Source organism: Pseudomonas sp. HB05 (genome assembly GCF_016756915.1).
Classification (GTDB): Bacteria; Pseudomonadota; Gammaproteobacteria; order Pseudomonadales; family Pseudomonadaceae; genus Aquipseudomonas; species Aquipseudomonas alvandae.
Map to the genome: position 1 here is coordinate 36,722 of NZ_JAESPG010000018.1, position 20,263 is coordinate 56,984.

The following is a 20,263-nucleotide window of genomic DNA, read 5'->3' on the forward strand; positions in this document are numbered from 1 at the left end:
GTGAGTGGATACAGGAACCTCGTGTTCCTTTCGGTTTCCAAGCGTCTGTTTATGCGGCCGGAACATGGCCTTTGTTTTTTCATTTAGATCATTTTGTGGATTATCCAATGTCATCGAACAAAACCCTCGCTCTGGCGCTGTGCTTCGCTATTACCGGTTGCGCACAAAATCCACAAAATGATGCCGAGGGCGGCAGCGGCTGGTGGCCTTTCGGGTCGTCCGACAAGGTTGCGAGCAAGGATCCGGCCCCGGAGACTCCTGTGAAACCCGCCGCTGTTGCACCTCAGGCGAAAGCCGAAGCCGAGAGCAACGGTAAATGGTGGTGGCCATTCGGCGGCAAGGATCAGGAAACCGCCAAGGCGGTGCCGATGCCTGACCCTAAAGTCACCCAAGCCTGGCTCGACGACTATGAGCCGAAGCTGCGCACCGCCATCAAGGACAGCAAGCTTGAACTGGAGCGTCGCGATAACGTGCTGGTGGTCACGGCGCCCGTGGACGGCTCGTTCAACCCGGACCGTCCGGCCATGCTGCTACCGGTGACACTTGGCCCGTTCACTCGTGTCGCCAAGGTGCTTGAAGCTGATCCGAAAACCGCCGTGCTGATCCTCGGCCACGCTGATACGTCCGGCGCGGCGCCAGCCAATCTGAAGCTCAGCCAGGAACGTGCCCAGTCCATCGCTGCGATTTTCCGCCTCAGCGGACTGCAGCGCGATCGGCTGATGCTGCGCGGCATGGGCTCGGTGGCGCCACGTGCGGCCAATGACAGTGTTGAAGGTCGAGCCTTGAACCGTCGTGTGGAGCTGTTGGTCACCCCGGCAAATACCATGGTTGCCTTGCTGAGCAAATACAACATGCCGGCCCCTGCACCGGTGACGATGGTCGCAGCCCAGGATGTGAAGCCGGCGACCCCGGCCCCAGCCGTTGCGCCGAAAAAAGCCGCAGCCCCGGCCACCAAGAAAGCTGCGGCCAAGAAGGCTCCTGCGAAGGCACCTGCGAAGAAAAGCCCGGCCAAGAAGGCCACCCCGGCGAAGAAACCAGAGCCGGCCAAGGCTGCGACCGATGCGAAAAAAGTCGCTGCCGCCGACACCCCAAAACAGTGATTGGCTGATCACAAGGAACGCGCCATGACCCAAGTGCTGGCTGATATGCGTCGTGACTACACCCGCGATGGCTTGACCGAGGCACAAGCCCCGGACGAGCCGTTCGCGCTTTTCCACCAATGGTTCGCCGACGCGGTGAAAACCGAACAGGCCCCGGTGGAGGCCAACGCCATGACCCTGGCGACCGTGGATGCGGACGGTCGTCCCCACTGTCGGATCCTGCTGCTCAAGGGACTGGATGCCCAGGGCTTCACATTCTTCACCAACTACGACAGCGCCAAAGGGCAACAGATCGCCGCGAATCCATTCGCAGCCATGACGTTTTTCTGGCCGACCCTGGAGCGCCAGGTGCGCATCGAAGGCAAGGTTGTAAAAGTCTCTGCGCAGGAATCGGACGCGTACTACCAGGTACGGCCGCTGGGCAGTCGCCTCGGTGCCTGGGCTTCACCCCAGAGCCGGGTAATCGCCGGGCGCGGCGAGCTTGAGGACCTGCTCAAGGCCACCGAGCAGCGCTTCAGCGACAACCAACCCCATTGCCCCGAGCATTGGGGCGGTTATCGCCTGCTGCCCGAGCGTATCGAGTTCTGGCAGGGCCGCCCGAGCCGCCTTCACGACCGTCTCAACTACCGCCTTCAAGGGGCGGACTGGATTCGTGAGCGCCTGGCGCCGTGACATCTGGATAACCTGCCGCGGCGGCCTGGAGCCATTGCGGCAGGTCCCGCCGCTTGATTCGTTGTTCACCGGCGCGAGCCAATTGTTCCAACATGTAGCTTTTCTTCTGCTCGTCCTGCCCCGCCAGTGACAACGCCAGGTCACGGTCCGCCCAACGTTTGATGCGTACGTACAGCCACCAGTGGAAGTACAGGCCGGCCAAGGTGGTCGCGATAATGATGAAGTAATCCATGAAAAATCCTGGGTCGGTGACGCAGACTTTTGAAATTGGCGCTACTGTGTGATGAATTTTTTCGGGTGCGCCTGTATCCCACCTGAATGAAAGCAGATTTTCCCGGTGAAGCCGTGACAGGCGTCAAGCCGGGGAGTTTAATGGATCCCTGTCTTTTGGAGTTGATGCTATGCGTAAGTCTGTTTTGCTGGTTGCTTCCTTTTCCACGATGGCGATGTTGCTCACTGGCTGTCAGTCGAGCCTGACCGGTGACTCCTATTCCCGTGACGAAGCGCGTCGCGTCCAGACGATTCGTATGGGGACCATCGAATCCCTGCGCCCGGTCAAGATCGAAGGCACCAAGACCCCGATCGGCGGAGCTGCCGGTGCGGTGGTCGGCGGCGTAGGTGGCAGCGCCATCGGTGGTGGCCGCGGCAGCATCGTCGCCGCCGTCATCGGTGCAGTGGCCGGCGGCCTGATCGGCTCCGCCACTGAAGAAGGTTTGACCCGTACCCAGGGTGTTGAAATTACCGTTCGTGAAGATGACGGCAGCATGCGTGCCTATGTGCAGCAGGTTCAGGAGAATGAAGTGTTCCGCGTAGGTGAGCGGGTGCGGATTTCCACCGTGGGTGGCACGAGTCGCGTATCGCACTAAGTTGGTTTGTTTCGTAGGAGCCGGTATCTATAGAGCAGTGGCCATATCCGTTTCTTTGGTTACGCCTACTTAAGGTTCCGCTCTTACAGCGGGTCACTTTTGAGAAGCCCGGAAGCCGGCCCAGTCAAAAGTAACCCAAACGCTTTTGCCCCACCACTCGGTGCTTCGCTCCGGCCATCGTGGTTAACGGGGCGCCGAAATCTACGTCCATCCCGAGGCGGCCTTCGGGCCGACCTGGTTCTTGGTGGGGACCGCGTTTCCCCTGTGGGAGCGAGCCTGCTCGCGAAGGCGGTGTCACAGTCGATGATGATGTGGATGCACTGGCCTCTTCGCGAGCAGGCTCGCTCCCACAGGGTTCTGCGGCAAAACTTGCATCGGGTGGCTGCTGAAGATCCACTGTGTGCGAGCTTGCTCGCGATAGCGGTCGCTCAGCTACACATATCTGACTGATGCCCGGCTGTTGCTGTTGCTGTTGCTGTTGCTCTGCTTTTGATCTTGATCTTGATCTTGATGCCCCGTTAAACCACGCTGGCCGAACGCAGGCATTGCGCAGTGGGCATCCCGGCATGGATGCCGGGATAGCCGCGCAGGGCCATGGATGGCCCATCGCGGCGGGCCCACGGAGCAATGCCGGAGTGAGGGCACACCGAGCCTAGGCGAGGTGCCGAGTGGTGGGGCAGAGCGTTTTTGCTTACTTTTGGCGCTCTTCCAAAAGTGAGCCGCCGTAAGGGCGGAACCCTAAGCGGCCGTGACCGCAGAGACGGATATGTACACCATCACGAAGCCGTCACAGGGGGCCTGCGACTGGCCATAGCCGTAACCCCATACCCAATCAACGCCGCCAGGATCGACCCGGTAAGAATCCCCATCCGATCCATGCCCGCGTACTCACTCACACCCGGCTCAAACGCCAGGGACCCCACGAACAGACTCATCGTAAAGCCGATCCCGCAAAGTATCGCCACCCCCAGCACCTGGCCCCAGTTCGCGCCGCTGGGCAGGCTGGCGATGCCGATCTTGACGGCCAGCCAGGTCAGGCCGAACACGCCGACGGTCTTGCCAAGCAACAGACCGATCGCAATGCCCATCGGCACATGGTGAGTGAAGCTCTCCACCGTGACGCCACTCAGCGACAGACCGGCGTTGGCGAAGGCAAACAACGGCAGGATGCCGTAGGCCACCCAGGGATGCAGGGCATGCTCCAGCGTCAACAACGGAGAGGTTTCGGCGTTCTTCGTGCGCAACGGAATACAGAACGCCAGGGTCACACCCGCCAGCGTGGCGTGGACGCCGCTCTTGAGCACGCAGACCCAAAGAATCAGCCCGACCACCATATAGGGGCCGAGCTTGACCACGCCCATCCGGTTCATCGCCACCAGGCCGGCTATGCACGCGGCCGCCAGTCCCAGCGACAAGGTCGACAAGGCACCCGAATAGAAGATCGCGATAATGATAATGGCGCCCAGGTCATCGATGATCGCCAGGGTCATCAGGAACAGCTTGAGCGATACGGGCACCCGTTTGCCGAGCAATGCCAGCACGCCCAGGGCGAAGGCAATATCGGTGGCCGTCGGAATGGCCCAGCCGGCAAGAGCGGCGGGATTGTCGCGGTTCAGGAACCAATAGATCAGTGCGGGCACCAGCATGCCACCGATCGCCGCTGCGCCCGGCAAGACGATTTGCGAAGGTTTCGACAGTTGCCCATCGAGTACCTCGCGCTTGACCTCCAGGCCAATCAGCAGGAAGAACAACGCCATCAAACCGTCGTTGATCCACAGCAGAAGGGGCTTGGCGATTTTCAGCGCACCGACTTGGGCAACCACGGGCGTGTCCAGCAAGCCGGCATAAAGCCAGGATAATGGCGAATTGTTGATGACCAGGGCCAGCACAGCGGCGGCGATCAGCAACAGGCCACTGGCCGCTTCGAGTTGGAAAAAACGTGACAAAGAATTACGTAGAGCCAAGGTTGCTCTCCATTCATCAATTTCAAAAAGATGGCACACCCTAACCCGTACGGTTGGTTGCTAAAACAAAAGTTATATTCTTTTTTGTTATATATCGTTACAAAGCACCGTCCCAGGTGGTCAGGCAGTTCCGTGCCATATTGGACCTTAGCTGTACCTGTGCGCGATGTCGGTTTTTTCCTAAGCTTGCGTCTCGTATTTCCGAACCAGATCGTGCCCCACGGCCCTCGGTCTGCCTGTGTCGTACCGAGCCAATGAGAACACACACCATGAACGACCACCGCCAGTGGGCGCGCGAAGCCATTCGCATCATCGAGGCCGATTTCCAGCGCAGCGCCGATACGCACCTGATCCCGCTGCCGTTGCCTGGATTACCGGGCATCGAGCTGTATTTCAAGGATGAGTCGAGTCATCCCACCGGCAGCCTCAAGCATCGACTGGCCCGATCCCTGTTTCTCTACGCGTTGTGCAACGGCTGGCTCAAGCCCGGTGCGCCGGTGATCGAGGCGTCCAGCGGATCGACGGCGATCTCCGAGGCTTACTTCGCGAGATTGCTGGGCCTGCCATTCATCGCGGTGATGCCTGCGAGCACTTCGCGGGAAAAAATTGCACAGATCGCTTTTTATGGCGGCCAGAGCCATTTGGTCGATGATCCTACGCAGATTTACGCCGAGTCCGAGCGCCTGGCCCGTGAGCATGACGGGCATTTCATCGACCAATTCACCTACGCCGAGCGCGCCACGGACTGGCGAGCCAATAACAACATTGCCGAGTCGATCTTTCAGCAGATGCGCTTCGAGCAGCATCCAGAGCCGACTTGGCTGATTTCCAGTCCCGGCACCGGCGGTACGACTGCCACCCTGGGACGCTACGTACGCTACCGCCAGCATTGCACCCGGGTGCTGTGTGCCGATGCCGAGCATTCGGTGTTCTTTGACTACTACCGCAGTGGCGATGCCAGTCTGCGCCTGGATTGCGGTTCGCGGATCGAAGGCATCGGCCGGCCACGGGTCGAAGCGTCATTCCTGCCCAAAGTCATCGATGCGATGGTCAAGGTGCCGGACGCCTTGTCCCTCGCGGCCATGCATTACCTGGCCCAACGCCTGGGACGACGGGTCGGAGGTTCCAGCGGCACCAACCTGATCGGCGCGCTGATTGCCGCAAAATGCATGGTGGACGCCAGCGAATCGGGCTCGATCGTGGCGATCTTGTGTGATGGCGGGGAGCGTTACGCCACGACTTATTACGATCCGGCGTGGCTCAAGGAGCAAGGGTATGAATTGGACGCGTTGATCAGCGCCGTGGCGGCATGTGTGGAGCGAGGCGAAGCGCTGCCGGAGAGTGTGTTGCGGGCCAATATTTGAATCACTGAGGCCTCTTGTGGGAGCGAGCTTGCTCGCGATAGCGGTGGATCAGTCAACAAGTGTGTTGAATGCCGGGCCGCCATCGCGAGCAAGCTCGCTCCCACAGGTCCGGTGTCAGGCCTCGAGGCCGAGCATGTCCCGCGCCACCGCCTCGGCAATCCGGATTCCATCGACGCCCGCCGAGAGGATCCCGCCCGCATAACCGGCACCTTCGCCCGCCGGGAACAAACCCTTCACATTCAGGCTCTGCAGCGTTTCGTTGCGGGTAATGCGCAGCGGCGACGACGTGCGGGTCTCGATCCCGGTCAGCACGGCGTCATGCAGCGAGTAGCCACGGATCTGCTTTTCGAACGCTGGCAACGCTTCACGAATGGCTTCGATGGCGAACTCCGGCAGGGCCAGGGCCAGGTCGCCCAAGGCAACCCCCGGTTTGTAGGACGGTTCGACGCTGCCCAGCGCCGTGGACGGTTTGCCGGCAATGAAGTCGCCCACCAGTTGCGCAGGGGCTTCGTAGTTGCTGCCGCCGAGCACGAAGGCGTGGGATTCCAGGCGCTCCTGCAACTCGATCCCTGCCAACGGACCACCCGGGTAATCCACTTCCGGGGTGATACCCACGACGATGCCGGAGTTGGCGTTGCGCTCGTTGCGCGAGTACTGGCTCATGCCGTTGGTCACGACCCGATTCGGCTCGGAGGTGGCTGCCACCACGGTGCCGCCCGGGCACATGCAGAAGCTGTATACCGAACGGCCATTCTTGGCGTGGTGCACCAGCTTGTAGTCCGCGGCGCCGAGTTTCGGGTGCCCGGCGTACTTGCCCAGGCGCGCGCTGTCGATCAACGATTGCGGGTGTTCGATACGGAAACCCACCGAGAACGGCTTGGCTTCCATGTACACGCCACGGCTGTGGAGCATGCGAAAGGTGTCCCGGGCGCTGTGGCCCAGGGCGAGAATCACGTGTTTGGAATGGATCTGTTCACCGCTGGCCAGCTCGACGCCGACCAGTTGGCCGTCCTCGATCAGCACATCGGTGACCCGCTGTCCGAAGCGCACTTCGCCGCCCAGGGCGCGAATCTGCTCACGCATGTTTTCCACGACGCCTGTCAGGCGGAACGTACCAATGTGTGGCTTGCTGACGTAGAGGATTTCTTCGGGCGCGCCGGCCTTGACGAACTCGTGCAGGACCTTGCGCCCGAGGAATTTCGGGTCCTTGATCTGGCTGTAGAGCTTGCCGTCGGAGAATGTCCCCGCGCCGCCCTCGCCAAATTGCACGTTGGATTCGGGGGTGAGCACGCTTTTGCGCCACAGGCCCCAGGTGTCCTTGGTGCGCTGGCGTACTTCCGGGCCGCGCTCGAGGATGATCGGCTTGAAGCCCATCTGCGCCAGCAGCATGGCGGCGAAGATGCCGCACGGGCCAAAGCCGACCACGATCGGCCGTTCGCCAAGGTCGGCTGGTGCGTGGCCAACCACCTTGTAGCTGATGTCCGGTGCTTCGTTGACGTTACGATCATCGGCAAATTTGCGCAGCACGCTGGCTTCATCACGCACCGTCAGGTCGATGGTGTAGATGAAGCACAGCTCGGAGGATTTCTTGCGTGCGTCGTAGCTGCGCTTGAACAAGGTGAAGTCGAGCAGGTCATCGCTGGCGATGCCCAGGCGTTGCACGATGGCGGGACGCAGGTCTTCTTCAGGATGGTCGATCGGCAGCTTGAGTTCGGTGATTCGTAACATGGCAGGATCCGGTTCGCGGGACGCACTACTGCGCCAGGGCGTATTTCAAACCGGCGATTATAAGCTGCAAACCCGCTTTCGGTGAGGTTTAAACAGCTTCCCGTCGGATCAGTCGTCGCGCGCGCCGCCGAAATAGGCGCAACCGCGCTGGACCTGGCCGTTGACCCGCAACTCCGCACTCATGTGTTGCACGCTGCCGGTGGCGCTGTCGACACAGCGCGCTGGCGTGACCCAGAGCTCGACTTTCTGGCCGTTGGCTTCGGTGCCGAGGTTGAAACGGCCGTCGCCCAGTTGCTCCTCGACGTAAGGCACCGCCAGTGGGGGCTGGCCTGCGCGGTCCAGCACCAGGCCTTTGCCGCTGGCCGTGAGGGCCCATTCTGGGCTGTGGCCCGCTGCACGCAGAATCACGCGCTTGAAGTCAGCGTTGTCGCAAGCGGTCGCCGAAGGTTCCAGGCGATACAGTTGCTCGACGTCCAACTGACTCTCGGTACCGGCCGACGCGCTGGAAACGATGCGACCGCGCAGGTCGGCGAACACCTTGCCGCTATCATCCGCCAAGGTGGCGGCTTGTTGCAGGACGCTGGTACCACCGGTGTCATTGACTATGTAGCGGCGCTGTTCCTGGCACGGCTGGAACACCAGCTTGCCATCCGCTGCCGTCAGTTCGCCTTGCATACGCGTTTGCCCGGCATGGGACACGCTCTGGCGCGGGGCTTCGAGCAACTGGCAGCCGGCGAACAGTGGAAGAAGGGCGACAAATAACAAGGAACGAGCGGCACGCATCATTGGGTCTCCAGACAAGTGCCGCCACGTTACTCAGACTGATCCTTCATCACAAGGGGGGTTAGCCCACATGAAAAGTCTGGCCGGTTTGTAGGCCTTCGACACTCTTGGCGTAGGCCAACGCCACATCAGCCGCAGGAACCGGCTTGTAGCCGCGGAAATAAGGGGCGTACTTGTCCATCGCTTCCAGCAGTACGTTCGGGCTCACCGAATTGATCCGCAACCCTCGCGGCAATTCGATCGCCGCCGCGCGCACGAAACTGTCGAGGGCGCCGTTCACCAGGGCGGCCGAGGCGCCGCTCTTGATGGGGTCGTGACTGAGCACGCCGGTGGTGAAGGTAAAAGATGCGCCGTCGTTGGCAAATTCGCGGCCGATCAGCAGCAGGTTGACCTGGCCCATCAGTTTGTCCTTCAAGCCGAGGGCGAAGCTGTCCTCGGTCATGTCGCCCAGGGGCGCGAAGGTGACGTTGCCTGCGGCACAGACCAGCGCGTCGAAGCGCCCGGTCTTTTCGAACAGGGCGCGGATCGAGGCGCTGTCGCTGATGTCCACCTGCACGTCACCGCTGTGGCGGCCGATGCGCACGATTTCATGGCGCGGCGATAGCTCGTTATCGATGGCTGAACCGATGGTGCCGTTGGCACCGATCAACAGGATTTTCATGGGCTGTACCTCAGTAGGGTTGAACGAGGTTGAAGTCTAGAGTGGATTTTCCTGGGGATAAGCGTGCTAATGGGAAACCTTTGGTTTTCATTTGGAAACAATCCATTGAGCGAAATAGACGACCTCGCCGCGTTTGCCGTGCTGGTGGAGGCTGGAAGTTTCACCTTGGCGGCGCAGCAGTTGGGGTGCAGCAAGGGGCAACTGTCCAAGCGCATCAGTCTTCTGGAGGAACGGTTTTCGGTGCTGCTGCTCCAGCGCACGACACGACGCTTGAGTCTCACTGCGGCGGGCGCTGCGCTGTTGCCCCAGGCCCAGGCGTTGTTGGTCCAGGTGGAAAGGGCGCGTCAGGCATTGGCCCGCTTGAAGGGCGAAGTTTCCGGGCCGGTGCGTATGACGGTTCCGGTTTCGTTGGGCGAAACCTTCTTCGAGGGGCTGCTTACCGAGTTTGCCCATGCCTATCCCGACGTGCAGATCGAGCTGGAGCTCAACAACGGCTATCGCGATCTATCCCGCGATGGTTTCGACCTGGCGATCCGCTCCGATGCGGCGATCGATGAGCGATTGGTGGCTCGTCCGTTGCTGGCCTGGCATGAAATGACCTGCGCCAGCCCGGCTTATCTGGAGCGCTACGGCGAGCCGGAAACACCCCAGGCCCTGGCGGAGCACAAGTGCTTGCTCAACAGCCACTACAGCGGACGTGAGGAATGGCTGTACCACCAGCAACACGAATTGCTGCGGGTGCGAGTGTCCGGGCCGTTTGCCAGCAACCATTACATCCTGTTGAAAAAAGCCGCCCTGGCGGGTGCCGGCATCGCCCGGTTACCGTCTTACCTGCTCAACGAGGAATTGGCTGACGGACGCCTGCGCTGGTTGCTGCGCGACTTCCAGACCCGGCGCATGCCGATGTACCTGGTGCACCCGTATCAGGGTGGGCTGCCCAAGCGTACGCAAGTGCTGGCTGATTATCTGATTGAGTGGTTCAAGAGGAGTGGGGAGGCGTTGGATCGGTTGTAGTAGTTACTGACGCTTACCCTTGTGGCGAGGGGATTTATCCCCGCTGGGCTGCAAAGCAGCCCTAATGATTACGCCGCTGTGTGTCAGGATAATCGAGTTGGCAGTTATGGGGGCTGCTGCGCAGCCCGGCGGGGATAAATCCCCTCGCCACAAGGGGTGCCCACTTGCGATCTGGGCGAAAAAAAAAACGGCCCGAAGGCCGTTTTTTATTGCGAGAGATTCAACCCCCCAAGTACGCCTCGCGCACTTTCGGGTCGGTCAGCAGCGCTTCACCGGTGCCTTGCATCACCACGCGACCGTTCTCCAGTACGTACGCCCGGTCTGCGATCTTCAGCGCCTGGTTGGCGTTCTGCTCCACCAGGAACACCGTCACGCCGTCCTTGCGCAGTTGTTCGATGATGTCGAAGATCTGCTGGATGATGATCGGCGCCAGGCCCAGGGAAGGCTCGTCGAGCAACAGCAGCTTGGGCTTGCTCATCAGCGCACGGCCGATGGCGAGCATTTGCTGTTCGCCGCCGGACATGGTGCCGCCGCGCTGGGTAAAACGTTCTTTCAGGCGTGGGAAAAGGTGCAGCACCTTGTCCATCTGTTCCTGATAGTCGCCCTTGTCGGTGAAGAACCCGCCCATGGCGAGGTTCTCTTCCACGGTCAGCCGGGCAAATACCCGACGACCTTCCGGCACCACCGCGATGCTCTTGCGCATGATGCGCGCCGAGTCCTGGCCCACCAATTCCTCACCCATGTAGCGGATGCTGCCGCTGTGGGCCTGGGGCGAACCGCAGAGCGTCATCAGCAGCGTGGACTTGCCGGCGCCGTTGGCACCGATCAGCGTGACGATTTCGCCCTGGCGGACCTCGACGTTGACGCTGTGCAGCGCCTGGATCTTGCCGTAGAAGGTGGAAACGTTTTCGAACTGCAGCATTTACGCTTCCCCCAGGTAGGCTTTGATCACTTCAGGATTGTCGCGGATCTGTTCCGGCGTGCCATCGGCCAGGGGCGTGCCCTGGTTGATCACGACGATGTGGTCGGAAATGCTCATGACCAGCTTCATGTCGTGCTCGATCAGCAGCACGGTGACGTTGTGCTCCTCGCGCAACACGCTGATCAACGCCTTCAGGTCTTCGGTTTCCTTCGGGTTCAGGCCAGCGGCCGGTTCGTCGAGCATGAGGATCCGCGGACGGGTCATCATGCAGCGGGCGATCTCCAGGCGCCGTTGCTGACCGTAGGCCAGGGTGCCGGCGGTACGGTTGGCGAACTCGGTGAGGTTGACCTTGTCGAGCCAATACTCGGCGTACTCCATGGCCTCGCGTTCGCTCTTGCGGAACGCCGGGGTCTTGAACAGGCCGGCAAAGAAGTTGGTGTTCAGGTGACGGTGCTGGGCGATCAACAGGTTCTCGACCGCCGTCATGTCCTTGAACAGCCGCACGTTCTGGAAGGTCCGCACCACGCCCTTGCGGGCGATGTGGTGGCCGGCCAGGCCCTGGATCGGCTCGCCGTCCAGCAGGATGGTGCCGCCGGTGGGCTGGTAGAAGCCGGTCAGGCAGTTGAACACGGTGGTCTTGCCCGCGCCGTTCGGCCCGATCAAGGCAACCACTTGTTTTTCTTTTACGGTCAGGGCCACGCCGTTGACCGCCAGCAAGCCGCCAAAGCGCATGCTTAGGTTTTCAACCTTGAGGATCTCGCGGCTCATTTGCGCAGCTCCATGTGTGGGCGTTGCATCGGCAGCAGACCTTGAGGACGCCAGATCATCATCAGCACCATCAAGGCGCCGAACATCAACATGCGGTATTCACTGAATTCACGCATCATTTCGGGAAGCAGGATCATTACGATCGCCGCCAGGATCACACCCAACTGCGAGCCCATCCCGCCCAGCACGACGATGGCGAGAATGATCGCCGACTCGATGAAGGTGAAGGACTCGGGCGTCACCAGGCCTTGGCGGGCGGCAAAGAAGCTACCGGCGAAACCGGCAAACGCAGCGCCCAGGGTAAACGCCGACAGCTTGATCACGGTCGGGTTGAGACCCAGCGCACGGCAGGCGATTTCGTCTTCACGCAATGCCTCCCAGGCGCGGCCGATCGGCATGCGCAGCAGGCGGTTGATGACGAACAGCGCGGCCAGGGCCAGCAACAGGGCAACCAGATAGAGGAAGATCACCTTGTTGATCGAGTTGTATTGCAGGCCGAAGTACTCGTGGAAGGTCTGCAGGCCTTCGGCGGCCTTGCGCTCGAAGGTCAGGCCGAAGAACGTCGGTTTCTCGATGTTGCTGATGCCGTTCGGGCCACCGGTGATGTCGGTCAGGTTGCGCAGGAACAGACGGATGATCTCGCCAAAACCCAGGGTCACGATCGCCAGGTAGTCACCGCGCAAGCGCAGGACCGGGAAACCCAGCAGGAAACCGAAGGTGGCGGCCATCATCCCGGCGATCGGCAGGCAGATCCAGAAGCTCAGGCCGAAGTAGTGGGACAGCAGCGCGTAGCTGTAGGCGCCGACGGCATAGAAACCGACGTAGCCCAGGTCCAGCAGCCCGGCCAGGCCTACGACGATGTTCAGGCCCAGGCCCAGCATCACGTAGATCAGGATCAGCGTGGCGATATCTACCGCGCCGCGCGAACCGAAGAACGGCCACACCAGGGCCACGACGATCAGGCCCAGCACGATCCAGCGCTGGGTCGACGGCAGGGTCAGGAAGTTGCTGGCCTTGGCCGGGATCACCGGCACGCCGGGCGATGCTTTCCATGCAGCGCTGATCTGCGTGCTGAACAGCACGCGCAGGAACATCAGCACAGAGCAGATCGCGATGGTGGCAAGGATGGCCGGGCTGGTGCCGTGCACTTCCAGGTTGATGCCGACGATGGTCAGTTTGAGACCGAGTACCGGGTAGGCCACGGCCCAGACCAGCAGGGCGCTGAAAAGCGCCGATTTGAGATGCCTAGTCATACTTTTTCAACCTCCGGGCGGCCCAGGATGCCGGTCGGCCGGAATAACAGAACCAGAACCAACAAGCCGAACGCCACGACGTCCTTGTACTGGTCGCCGAAGATGTCGGCGCCAAAGGCTTCCGCCACGCCCAGCACCAGCCCGCCGAGCATTGCCCCGGGGATGCTGCCGATGCCGCCCAGTACCGCGGCGGTAAAGGCCTTCAGGCCGACGAGGAAGCCGGCGTTGGGGTTGATTACGCCGTATTGCATGCTCAACAGCACCGCGGCGATGGCCGCCAGGGCCGCACCGATGACGAAGGTCAGGGCGATGATGTTGTTGGTGTTGATGCCCAGCAGGTTGGCCATCTTGATGTCCTCGGCGCAGGCGCGGCAGGCGCGGCCCAGGCGGGAACGGGAGATGAACAAGGTGAGGCCGAGCATGGCGACCAGGGTCACGACGAACACCACGATTTGCATGTAGGAAATCAGCACTTCATGTGCCCCACCTGGCCCGATGGCAAAGTTGCCCGGAATCAGGTTGGGAATGGATTTGTCCTTGGAGTCTTGCGAAAGCAGTACCGTGTTCTGCAGGAAAATCGACATGCCGATGGCGGAAATCAGCGGGATCAGACGGTTGCTGCCGCGCAGGGGGCGATAGGCAATCCGTTCGATGCTGTAGCCATAGGAACTGGTGACCACGATGCTCGCGATGAAAGCCGCGGTCATCAACAGCGGGACACTGTCGAGTCCCATCATGGCCAGCCCGGCGATGGCGATGAACGCCACGTAGGAGCCGATCATGTACACCTCGCCGTGGGCGAAGTTGATCATTCCAATGATGCCGTAGACCATCGTATAGCCGATGGCGATCAGGGCATACGTGCTGCCAACGGTCAGGCCGTTAACCAGCTGCTGGAAGAAGTGATAGATGTCAGGCATTACAACGCTCCTAAAAACCTGATACGCATTTCACTGGTGGAGTCATTTTCCCGCCCGGCCCCGTGGATCTTCATCCACTTCGAACGCGGGTTTTGCCAGCGAACCGCTGATGACGGTTTTGAGATTTTCAGGTGGGGAGACTGGCGGATCACGCCAGCGCGGCCCAATACATTCAAAACAAAGCCCACGGCACGCCGTGGGCTTTATTGGCAGTCAGTCAGGCAGGGCCTTACTGAGGCGAAGCTTCGGTTTTAGGTTTGCCGAAATGCCACTCGTAAACCACGAACTTGAAGTCTTTCAGGTCGCCGTTCTTGTCGAAGCTCAGGTCACCGGTCGGCGTCTTGAAGGTGCCGGCGTGGATGGCTTCAGCCACTTTTTCCGGGTCTTCGCTCTTGGTGGAGGTGATGGCCTGGGCGATCACTTGCACAGCGGAGTAGGACGGGAATACGAACGGACCGCTCGGGTCTTCTTTCTTGGCCTTGAACGCGTCAGCCAGGGCGACGTTGGCCGGATCCTGGTCGAAGGATTTCGGCAGGGTCACCAGCAGGCCTTCGGAAGCTTCCTTGGCGATTTGCGAGATCGAGTCGTTACCCACGCCTTCCGGACCCATGAACTTGGCCTTCAGGCCTTTTTCCTGGGCTTGACGCAGGATCAGGCCCAGCTCCGGGTGGTAGCCGCCGTAGTAGACGAAGTCGACGTTGGCTTGCTTGAGCTTGGCGATCATCGAGGAGAAGTCCTTGTCGCCGGCGTTTACGCCTTCGAACACGGCAACCTTGGTGCCTTTCTTCTCGAGGGTGGCTTTCACCGCGCTCGCGATGCCTTCACCGTACTGCTGCTTGTCGTGCAGGACCGCAACGATCTTCGGCTTGACGTGGTCGGCGATGTAGTTGCCGGCCGCTGGGCCTTGGGCGCTGTCCAGGCCGATGGTGCGGAAGATCATCTTGTAGCCACGAGCGGTGATGTCCGGGCTGGTGGCCGCTGGCGTGATCATGATCACGCCTTCGTCTTCGTAGATGTCCGAAGCGGGCTGGGTAGAGCTGGAGCACAGGTGGCCGACCACGAACTTGACGCCGTCGTTGACGACCTTGTTCGCGACCGCGACCGCTTGTTTTGGATCGCAGGCGTCGTCGTATTCAACGGCGACCAGTTGCTTGCCGTTGACGCCGCCCTTGGCGTTGATCTGCTCGATCGCCATCTTGGAGCCGCTGAACTGCATGTCGCCGTATTGGGCTACAGGGCCGGTTTTCGGGCCGGCGATGCCGATCTTGATGGTGTCGGCGGCAAACGAATGGCTGGCAACCCCGGCCAGAACCATAGCGGCAAACAGTTTGGAAATCTGCTTAGTAGCCTTAGTCATAGTGCTCCACTCATGCTGTTGTAGTTTTTATAGTCCTGGCGCCGTAGCAGCAGAACCGGGTCAGATATCTTGGATATCCTCGCGGAAAATGCCCCCGGCAACTGTACCGGTACAGTGTAGAGCGCCGATTGTTGGCAAGGGAAGCTGGCGCTTGGGGGCAAAACCTGAGGGTGTCGCTTTATTGAAAGAAAAAGACAGATTCGCGGCGGGGTTTGTCCGGTCAAATCGGCAATCCTTGGCTTTGCTGCGCTTTTCAATCGGTGCTGCAATTGCAACCGGGTTTTTCTGCCAGACCACCGACGTTATCATTCGCGCCGATTTCTTTTCCGGACAGCTCCCATGAATCAAGAACCTAGCACCCTCTATGCCAAATTGCTCGGTGAAACCGCATCTATCACTTGGAAGGAGCTGGAGCCGTTCTTTGCCAAGGGTGCCCTATTGTGGGTCGACCCGGCACTGGATCTGATCGCAGCCGCCGAGGCCCTTGCCCAGGACGAAGGTACCAAAGTCGCCGCCTGGCTGGGCGCCGGGCAGGTCGCCAAGCTGTCTGAAACGCGGGCGCTGGATTTTTTCGAGCGCGATCCAGAACTCTGGGCCGTGGTGGTTTCGCCGTGGATCCTGATCCAGGAAAGGGCATCGAATTGATCGGTGCACCAAATTGGTTCTCGCTTGGACCTGCTGGAAAGTGTGTAGGCGAGTAGCGTGATGGCAGCCTGCCGTGGCGAAACGCCACAAGGGAGGGTGACGTATACGTAACGGGAACAGTTTATTGAGCACCCTTTTGGCTGCTCAATTGTTTCTGGATGTTGTTCGGGGAGAGATATTCGAGACCGCTATCGCGAGCAAGCTCGCTCCCACAATGGGCCTGCGTGCACAAAACCCTGTGGGAGCGAGCTTGCTCGCGATTGAAGGCGACACGGTGTCAAGGCTTACCTCAATACGTCCGGCCAGTATGGTTATTAAGCGAAATAACCTTGGTCTTGCCGATCCGGTGACGGTAGATCTCGCGCAGGTACTTGATCGACTTCTTCACGCAATCCCGGGACAGGCGAATGTCGTTGATCGAGACGAACTTCTCCTTGTCGCTGATCAGCTCGCGGTATTTCTTCTCGTACATCGGCTTGATCGCGTACCAGTTGGTGTCGAGGATCTTCGCCGGGTTCTCGAATTCGTTGAGCAGATCGTCGATACGCGCCTCGTCGAATTCTTCGTTGATGATGAAGTCCAGGATCGAATTGTCGAGGGTCTCGTCGAAGCGGTACGGCGTACGGGCGAAGCAGCGCTTGATGAACGCCACGATCAGCGTCAGGAAATCGTCCGACAGGCACGGGCTCTTGGCGATCAGGGTGGTCAGCGACAGGTTCGCCGAGGCGCCGATCACCAAGGCGTAGCGCTTGAGCGTGGTGTTGGGGAACAGGCTGTTGAGGTGGGTCTTGAGCCGGTTCAGGTCCATGTAGGACAGCTTGTAGTCCTTCGGCAACGAGACGATCGATACCACCGACGAGCAGTTCTTGAAGAAGTGCAGGTCATGCAGGGCCGCAGCGTCGTAGCCAGAGTTCTTGTATTGCTCCAGCGAGGCGCGGTAACGCTTGGACTCGATGGGCAGCAGGCTGATGCCTTCGATGGCCTGGGTGACCTTGTTGAAGTGCGGCAGGTCGATGGAGCGGAAGAACAGGTCGTCGATGTTCAGGCGCGGCGGCTCTTTTTCGAACACCTTGAACTTGTCGCCGCTCGGCGCCGGGGTTTCCGGGACGACAGACTCGGCGTAGGCAATCGCCACCGGACCGGCCAGACTCATGAACAGGTCGTTGGCGTCCAGGCGAATGGTTTCGCCGATGTCGATGCCGGCGCGACGGAAGTAGTTCTGGTCGTAGTCGGTCGTTACGGCCTGGGCCGTCAGGATGTTGAAGATCTGCTGGGAAATGTACTGGTTGGCGTGCTTTTCCATGGCATTGACATCAATGTTCTGGATGTTGCCGTCATCGCTTTCTTCGGCGTAGCGCATGATGTCGTTGGAGATCAGCATCATCGCGTTCCATGGACGGATACGCCCCATGACGCTGGCTTCGCTGCTGTCTTCGTTGGCGAAGTTGTACGAGAAATCCCATTCTTCCGAGAGGTATTTGCACAACAGCCGTCCGGCGTTGATGTGCAGGGCCTCGGACATTTCACTGCGGTGATCGGAAATATTCGGCAGCACGCAGATGCCGCTGGTGAAGATCGGCTCGAAGACGAAGGAATGGCCGCTCTTGCTGTCGTGTTCGTCCATCGGCTTGGTGTCGAACGTCTTGTTCATGTACGAGTACTGCTGGGCCAGGCCGAACTCCGAGGCCATGCCTGAGCCGGTACCGCCGCCGGCGCTGAAGATCGAGAAATACAGGCGCGACTGGTTGGCCTTGATGCCGCAGCTGTCGATCAGGTACGAGTGGATCATTTTCCAGTCGGGGCTGGAGAAGCGCTGGGTGTCCTTGTTCAGGATGATCTTCGCCAGGTACTGGCCAAGGATCGGCGCGTTACCGGCGCCGCCGGCATGGACTTCCGACAGGTCCATGATTTTCATCTTGCTGTAGTCGCGCAGGAAGCCGCTTTTTTCGCCTTTGCGTGAAAAGCGGATGCGCCCGGCGATGTCTTTGTCCAGGTCGCCCAGCATGACCAGCGGCTCCACCAGGAACACCGGTTTGCTGGCCTTGCTGGTGCCCAGGCGCAGGTTGCGCATCCATTGCGCCGGGCGATAGCCCTTGTCACCGTAGGTCTTGTCTTCGGCGTTGAATTCGTTGAGGTAGAACTTGCGAGCGTTGTAGACCAGCTCCGCCACGTCCAGCGCGATATTGGAACCGCAGCGCCCCAGGCCGATCAGGCACACCGACGGGAATTCCTGCTGGCCGCGTTCGCTCTCGTCATCCACCAGGTGCGGCGGGCGCGGGAACACGGCATCACGCAGGCCGTCGAGGTTGTCGAGGATGCGGTCGGTGTTGGTCTCGGTGAAATACAGGTATTGCTGGGTTGCGAGGGATCGCGAGCTGCTCGACAGCGTCGAGGCTTCAGGGCCGTTGGCGGCCGGGCTCAGGGTCAGATCGGAAACCGCAGTGGCTGTTTTTTTGGAAGTCATTGTGCGCCGTATGCCTGAACTGGTTGGTGCGTCGATTTCGTCGACGAACCGTCGCGGATGGGAGCTCGCGTCCTTGAATGGCGCGAATGTCGACCCAAGCGTCCAGGGCTGCAGCCTGAGCAGCGCTCGGGGAGAATCTATTCCTGATCATGTTGGATCGGCCATGCCACGGCGTTCTTTAATCGAAAACAGGCGAAATGATGGCAATTGTTACAGGAAATTGACCGCCGTCATGAAACACGCCCGGCGCCATGGTCGGGTATCAGCCAGGCGAATGATTGGAGACAGCCTGCGCATCGCTGTCTAGATTGCAGATTCCGGGCTCGGAAGCCTCGCCCATAACAATAAAAGAGACGGACCCATGCAGAACTCGACCCAAGCGGCGAATGCCTGGCGCATTCTGTTCCTGTTGTTCCTGGCCAACCTGTTCAACTTCTTCGACCGCACCATCCCGGCGATCATCATCGAACCGATCCGCATGGAATGGAGCCTCAGCGACTTCCAGATCGGCATCATCGGTACCGCGTTCACCATCGTCTACGCCATTGCCGGCTTGCCGCTGGGGCGCATGGCCGATACCGGTTCGCGCAGCAAGTTGATGGGGTGGGGCCTGGCGGCCTGGAGTGGGCTGACGGCGGTGAATGGCCTGGTGGGCAGTTTCTGGGCGTTCCTGCTGGTGCGCATGGGCGTGGGCATCGGTGAGGCGAGTTATGCACCGGCGGCGAATTCGCTGATTGGAGATCTGTTCCCGGCTCACCGCCGGGCGCGGGCGATGGGCATCTTCATGCTGGGTCTGCCGCTGGGCCTGCTGCTGGCATTCTTCACCATTGGCGCGATGGTCAAGGCGTTCGACAGCTGGCGTGCGCCGTTCTTCATCGCGGCGGTGCCGGGGCTGGTGCTGGCGGTGTTCATGTTTTTTATCAAGGAGCCCAAGCGCGGCGCGGCCGAAACCGTGCAGGTGTCCCAGGAAAAGGTTGATAAGCCGGTTCGCCGGGTGCTGGCAATTCCGACCTTTCTCTGGCTGGTGCTGGCAGGGCTTTGCTTCAACTTCGCGACTTATGCCTGCAACTCGTTCCTGGTGCCGATGTTGCAGCGTTATTTCGGGATGCCGCTGCACGAGGCGGCCGTGGCCACCGGCATCATGGTCGGCGTAACCGGATTGTTCGGTCTGACCTTGGGCGGTTGGGTCGCCGACAAGATCCACCAGCGCGTGCCCAACGGCCGTCTGCTGTTTGCAGCGTTCAGCCTGGCGATTTCCACCGTCACCACGGCGTGGGCCCTGCATGCAGGGCGCATCGAGATCGGTGTGTTCGTGGCGGTATTCAGTGTCGGTTGGCTGTTTGCCTACAACTTCTACACCTGCGTCTACACCGCGATCCAGGACGTGGTGGAGCCGCGCCTGCGTGCTACGGCGATGGCGTTGTATTTCGCCGGATTGTATTTGCTCGGCGGGGGCCTGGGGCCGGTGGTGGTGGGTGGCTTGTCCGACTACTTCGCCCGCACGGCCATGACGGCCGCCGGTGTCGACCAGATGACCGAAGCGTTCAAGGCCATCGGCCTGCATGACGCGATGTACCTGATTCCGGTGGCGCTGTTGCTGACCATGGTGTTCCTGTTCCTGGCGTCTCGCTGCTTCGTGCGCGATGCCAGGCGGATGAAGGAGGGGATGAGCGTGGTGGTGGAGCCGGGTGGCGTGGTGGCGACAGCTTGATAACGCCAGGCTCAATCTTTGGCGAGCGAGCTGTTGTGGCGAGGGGATTTATCCCCGCTGGGGTGCGGAGC

Annotated in this window: 19 protein-coding genes; 7 read left to right on the forward strand and 12 right to left on the reverse strand. The window is 60.6% G+C overall.

The features are described 5' to 3' along the window. The first annotated feature begins 107 nt into the window (after positions 1-107). Both JMN22_RS16705 and pdxH read left to right on the forward strand, forming a co-directional pair. Positions 108-1,100, forward strand: a complete 993-nt coding sequence (locus tag JMN22_RS16705) for an OmpA family protein (protein ID WP_198797666.1) — start codon at positions 108-110, stop codon at positions 1,098-1,100. A 24-nt stretch (positions 1,101-1,124) separates the two neighbouring features. Next, positions 1,125-1,772 (forward strand): pyridoxamine 5'-phosphate oxidase, encoded by a 648-nt coding sequence (gene pdxH / locus JMN22_RS16710; protein WP_198797667.1) that lies wholly within the window; start codon positions 1,125-1,127, stop codon positions 1,770-1,772. Here pdxH and JMN22_RS16715 read toward each other — a convergent pair. Beyond that, complete coding sequence (locus tag JMN22_RS16715; RefSeq protein ID WP_198797668.1) at positions 1,720-2,004, reverse strand: hypothetical protein; 285 nt, start codon at positions 2,002-2,004, stop codon at positions 1,720-1,722. The genes pdxH and JMN22_RS16715 overlap by 53 nt on opposite strands. A gap of 169 nt (positions 2,005-2,173) precedes the next feature. Here JMN22_RS16715 and JMN22_RS16720 point away from each other — a divergent pair, with 169 nt between their 5' ends. Continuing rightward, positions 2,174-2,638, forward strand: coding sequence for a glycine zipper 2TM domain-containing protein (locus tag JMN22_RS16720; RefSeq protein ID WP_024776354.1), 465 nt, complete (start codon positions 2,174-2,176; stop codon positions 2,636-2,638). Between the two features lie 776 nt (positions 2,639-3,414). Here the strand turns inward: JMN22_RS16720 and nhaA are convergent. Beyond that, entirely contained in the window at positions 3,415-4,602 is a 1,188-nt protein-coding gene (gene nhaA, locus JMN22_RS16725) for a Na+/H+ antiporter NhaA (RefSeq protein WP_030139392.1), read from the reverse strand. Between the two features lie 269 nt (positions 4,603-4,871). Between nhaA and JMN22_RS16730 the strand changes: the two genes are divergently transcribed. Next, positions 4,872-5,966 (forward strand): PLP-dependent cysteine synthase family protein, encoded by a 1,095-nt coding sequence (locus JMN22_RS16730; RefSeq protein WP_198797669.1) that lies wholly within the window; start codon positions 4,872-4,874, stop codon positions 5,964-5,966. Between the two features lie 114 nt (positions 5,967-6,080). Here JMN22_RS16730 and JMN22_RS16735 read toward each other — a convergent pair whose 3' ends face one another. The 3 genes from JMN22_RS16735 to JMN22_RS16745 form a co-directional block, all read right to left on the reverse strand. Beyond that, positions 6,081-7,694 carry an NAD(P)/FAD-dependent oxidoreductase gene (locus JMN22_RS16735; RefSeq protein ID WP_198797670.1) on the reverse strand — a complete coding sequence of 538 codons (1,614 nt, stop codon included), beginning with the start codon at positions 7,692-7,694 and terminating at the stop codon, positions 6,081-6,083. A gap of 108 nt (positions 7,695-7,802) precedes the next feature. After that, a complete protein-coding gene (locus tag JMN22_RS16740) occupies positions 7,803-8,477 on the reverse strand; it encodes a COG3650 family protein (RefSeq protein WP_198797671.1) in 675 nt (224 codons plus the stop codon). A 61-nt stretch (positions 8,478-8,538) separates the two neighbouring features. Then, positions 8,539-9,138 carry a short chain dehydrogenase gene (locus tag JMN22_RS16745; protein WP_198797672.1) on the reverse strand — a complete coding sequence of 200 codons (600 nt, stop codon included), beginning with the start codon at positions 9,136-9,138 and terminating at the stop codon, positions 8,539-8,541. Between the two features lie 105 nt (positions 9,139-9,243). Here JMN22_RS16745 and JMN22_RS16750 point away from each other — a divergent pair, with 105 nt between their 5' ends. Further along, complete coding sequence (locus JMN22_RS16750; protein ID WP_198797673.1) at positions 9,244-10,152, forward strand: LysR family transcriptional regulator; 909 nt, start codon at positions 9,244-9,246, stop codon at positions 10,150-10,152. A 220-nt stretch (positions 10,153-10,372) separates the two neighbouring features. Here the strand turns inward: JMN22_RS16750 and JMN22_RS16755 are convergent, their stop codons facing one another. The 6 genes from JMN22_RS16755 to JMN22_RS16780 form a co-directional block, all read right to left on the reverse strand. Continuing rightward, entirely contained in the window at positions 10,373-11,074 is a 702-nt protein-coding gene (locus JMN22_RS16755) for an ABC transporter ATP-binding protein (protein WP_003184675.1), read from the reverse strand. Further along, positions 11,075-11,842 carry a high-affinity branched-chain amino acid ABC transporter ATP-binding protein LivG gene (gene livG / locus JMN22_RS16760; RefSeq protein WP_030139386.1) on the reverse strand — a complete coding sequence of 256 codons (768 nt, stop codon included), beginning with the start codon at positions 11,840-11,842 and terminating at the stop codon, positions 11,075-11,077. Beyond that, positions 11,839-13,095, reverse strand: coding sequence for a high-affinity branched-chain amino acid ABC transporter permease LivM (locus tag JMN22_RS16765; protein WP_030139385.1), 1,257 nt, complete (start codon positions 13,093-13,095; stop codon positions 11,839-11,841). The genes livG and JMN22_RS16765 overlap by 4 nt, the downstream gene beginning before the upstream one ends. Beyond that, positions 13,092-14,015 carry a high-affinity branched-chain amino acid ABC transporter permease LivH gene (gene livH, locus JMN22_RS16770; protein ID WP_014336891.1) on the reverse strand — a complete coding sequence of 308 codons (924 nt, stop codon included), beginning with the start codon at positions 14,013-14,015 and terminating at the stop codon, positions 13,092-13,094. The genes JMN22_RS16765 and livH overlap by 4 nt, the downstream gene beginning before the upstream one ends. Positions 14,016-14,244: 229 nt before the next feature. Continuing rightward, the gene (locus JMN22_RS16775; RefSeq protein WP_030139384.1) at positions 14,245-15,372 is read right to left on the reverse strand and encodes a branched-chain amino acid ABC transporter substrate-binding protein; all 1,128 of its coding nucleotides are present in this window, start codon (positions 15,370-15,372) and stop codon (positions 14,245-14,247) included. A gap of 60 nt (positions 15,373-15,432) precedes the next feature. Next, on the reverse strand, positions 15,433-15,681 hold the full coding sequence (locus JMN22_RS16780; RefSeq protein ID WP_187293311.1) for a hypothetical protein: 249 nt from the start codon (positions 15,679-15,681) through the stop codon (positions 15,433-15,435). 30 nt (positions 15,682-15,711) lie between these two features. Here JMN22_RS16780 and JMN22_RS16785 point away from each other — a divergent pair, with 30 nt between their 5' ends. Next, entirely contained in the window at positions 15,712-16,017 is a 306-nt protein-coding gene (locus JMN22_RS16785) for a DUF2288 domain-containing protein (RefSeq protein WP_198797674.1), read from the forward strand. A 289-nt stretch (positions 16,018-16,306) separates the two neighbouring features. On the opposite strand, the gene JMN22_RS16790 is transcribed toward JMN22_RS16785, so the two are convergent. Continuing rightward, positions 16,307-18,481, reverse strand: a complete 2,175-nt coding sequence (locus JMN22_RS16790; protein WP_198797675.1) for a hypothetical protein — start codon at positions 18,479-18,481, stop codon at positions 16,307-16,309. 361 nt (positions 18,482-18,842) lie between these two features. Between JMN22_RS16790 and JMN22_RS16795 the strand changes: the two genes are divergently transcribed. Beyond that, positions 18,843-20,192, forward strand: coding sequence for a spinster family MFS transporter (locus JMN22_RS16795; protein WP_198797676.1), 1,350 nt, complete (start codon positions 18,843-18,845; stop codon positions 20,190-20,192). The last annotated feature ends 71 nt before the right edge of the window (positions 20,193-20,263 follow it).

Excerpts from the sequence above, each read along its gene's own strand:
- JMN22_RS16715 (WP_198797668.1), bottom strand. The coding sequence starts at position 2,004 with ATGGATTACTTCATCATTATCGCGACCACCTTGGCCGGCCTGTACTTC.
- JMN22_RS16795 (WP_198797676.1), top strand. The coding sequence starts at position 18,843 with ATGCAGAACTCGACCCAAGCGGCGAATGCCTGGCGCATTCTGTTCCTG.
- pdxH (WP_198797667.1), top strand. The coding sequence starts at position 1,125 with ATGACCCAAGTGCTGGCTGATATGCGTCGTGACTACACCCGCGATGGC.
- JMN22_RS16780 (WP_187293311.1), bottom strand. The coding sequence starts at position 15,681 with ATGATAACGTCGGTGGTCTGGCAGAAAAACCCGGTTGCAATTGCAGCA.
- JMN22_RS16785 (WP_198797674.1), top strand. The coding sequence starts at position 15,712 with ATGAATCAAGAACCTAGCACCCTCTATGCCAAATTGCTCGGTGAAACC.
- JMN22_RS16705 (WP_198797666.1), top strand. The coding sequence starts at position 108 with ATGTCATCGAACAAAACCCTCGCTCTGGCGCTGTGCTTCGCTATTACC.
- JMN22_RS16740 (WP_198797671.1), bottom strand. The coding sequence starts at position 8,477 with ATGCGTGCCGCTCGTTCCTTGTTATTTGTCGCCCTTCTTCCACTGTTC.
- JMN22_RS16790 (WP_198797675.1), bottom strand. The coding sequence starts at position 18,481 with ATGACTTCCAAAAAAACAGCCACTGCGGTTTCCGATCTGACCCTGAGC.
- livH (WP_014336891.1), bottom strand. The coding sequence starts at position 14,015 with ATGCCTGACATCTATCACTTCTTCCAGCAGCTGGTTAACGGCCTGACC.
- JMN22_RS16765 (WP_030139385.1), bottom strand. The coding sequence starts at position 13,095 with ATGACTAGGCATCTCAAATCGGCGCTTTTCAGCGCCCTGCTGGTCTGG.
- livG (WP_030139386.1), bottom strand. The coding sequence starts at position 11,842 with ATGAGCCGCGAGATCCTCAAGGTTGAAAACCTAAGCATGCGCTTTGGC.
- JMN22_RS16775 (WP_030139384.1), bottom strand. The coding sequence starts at position 15,372 with ATGACTAAGGCTACTAAGCAGATTTCCAAACTGTTTGCCGCTATGGTT.
- JMN22_RS16730 (WP_198797669.1), top strand. The coding sequence starts at position 4,872 with ATGAACGACCACCGCCAGTGGGCGCGCGAAGCCATTCGCATCATCGAG.
- JMN22_RS16735 (WP_198797670.1), bottom strand. The coding sequence starts at position 7,694 with ATGTTACGAATCACCGAACTCAAGCTGCCGATCGACCATCCTGAAGAA.
- JMN22_RS16755 (WP_003184675.1), bottom strand. The coding sequence starts at position 11,074 with ATGCTGCAGTTCGAAAACGTTTCCACCTTCTACGGCAAGATCCAGGCG.
- JMN22_RS16720 (WP_024776354.1), top strand. The coding sequence starts at position 2,174 with ATGCGTAAGTCTGTTTTGCTGGTTGCTTCCTTTTCCACGATGGCGATG.
- JMN22_RS16745 (WP_198797672.1), bottom strand. The coding sequence starts at position 9,138 with ATGAAAATCCTGTTGATCGGTGCCAACGGCACCATCGGTTCAGCCATC.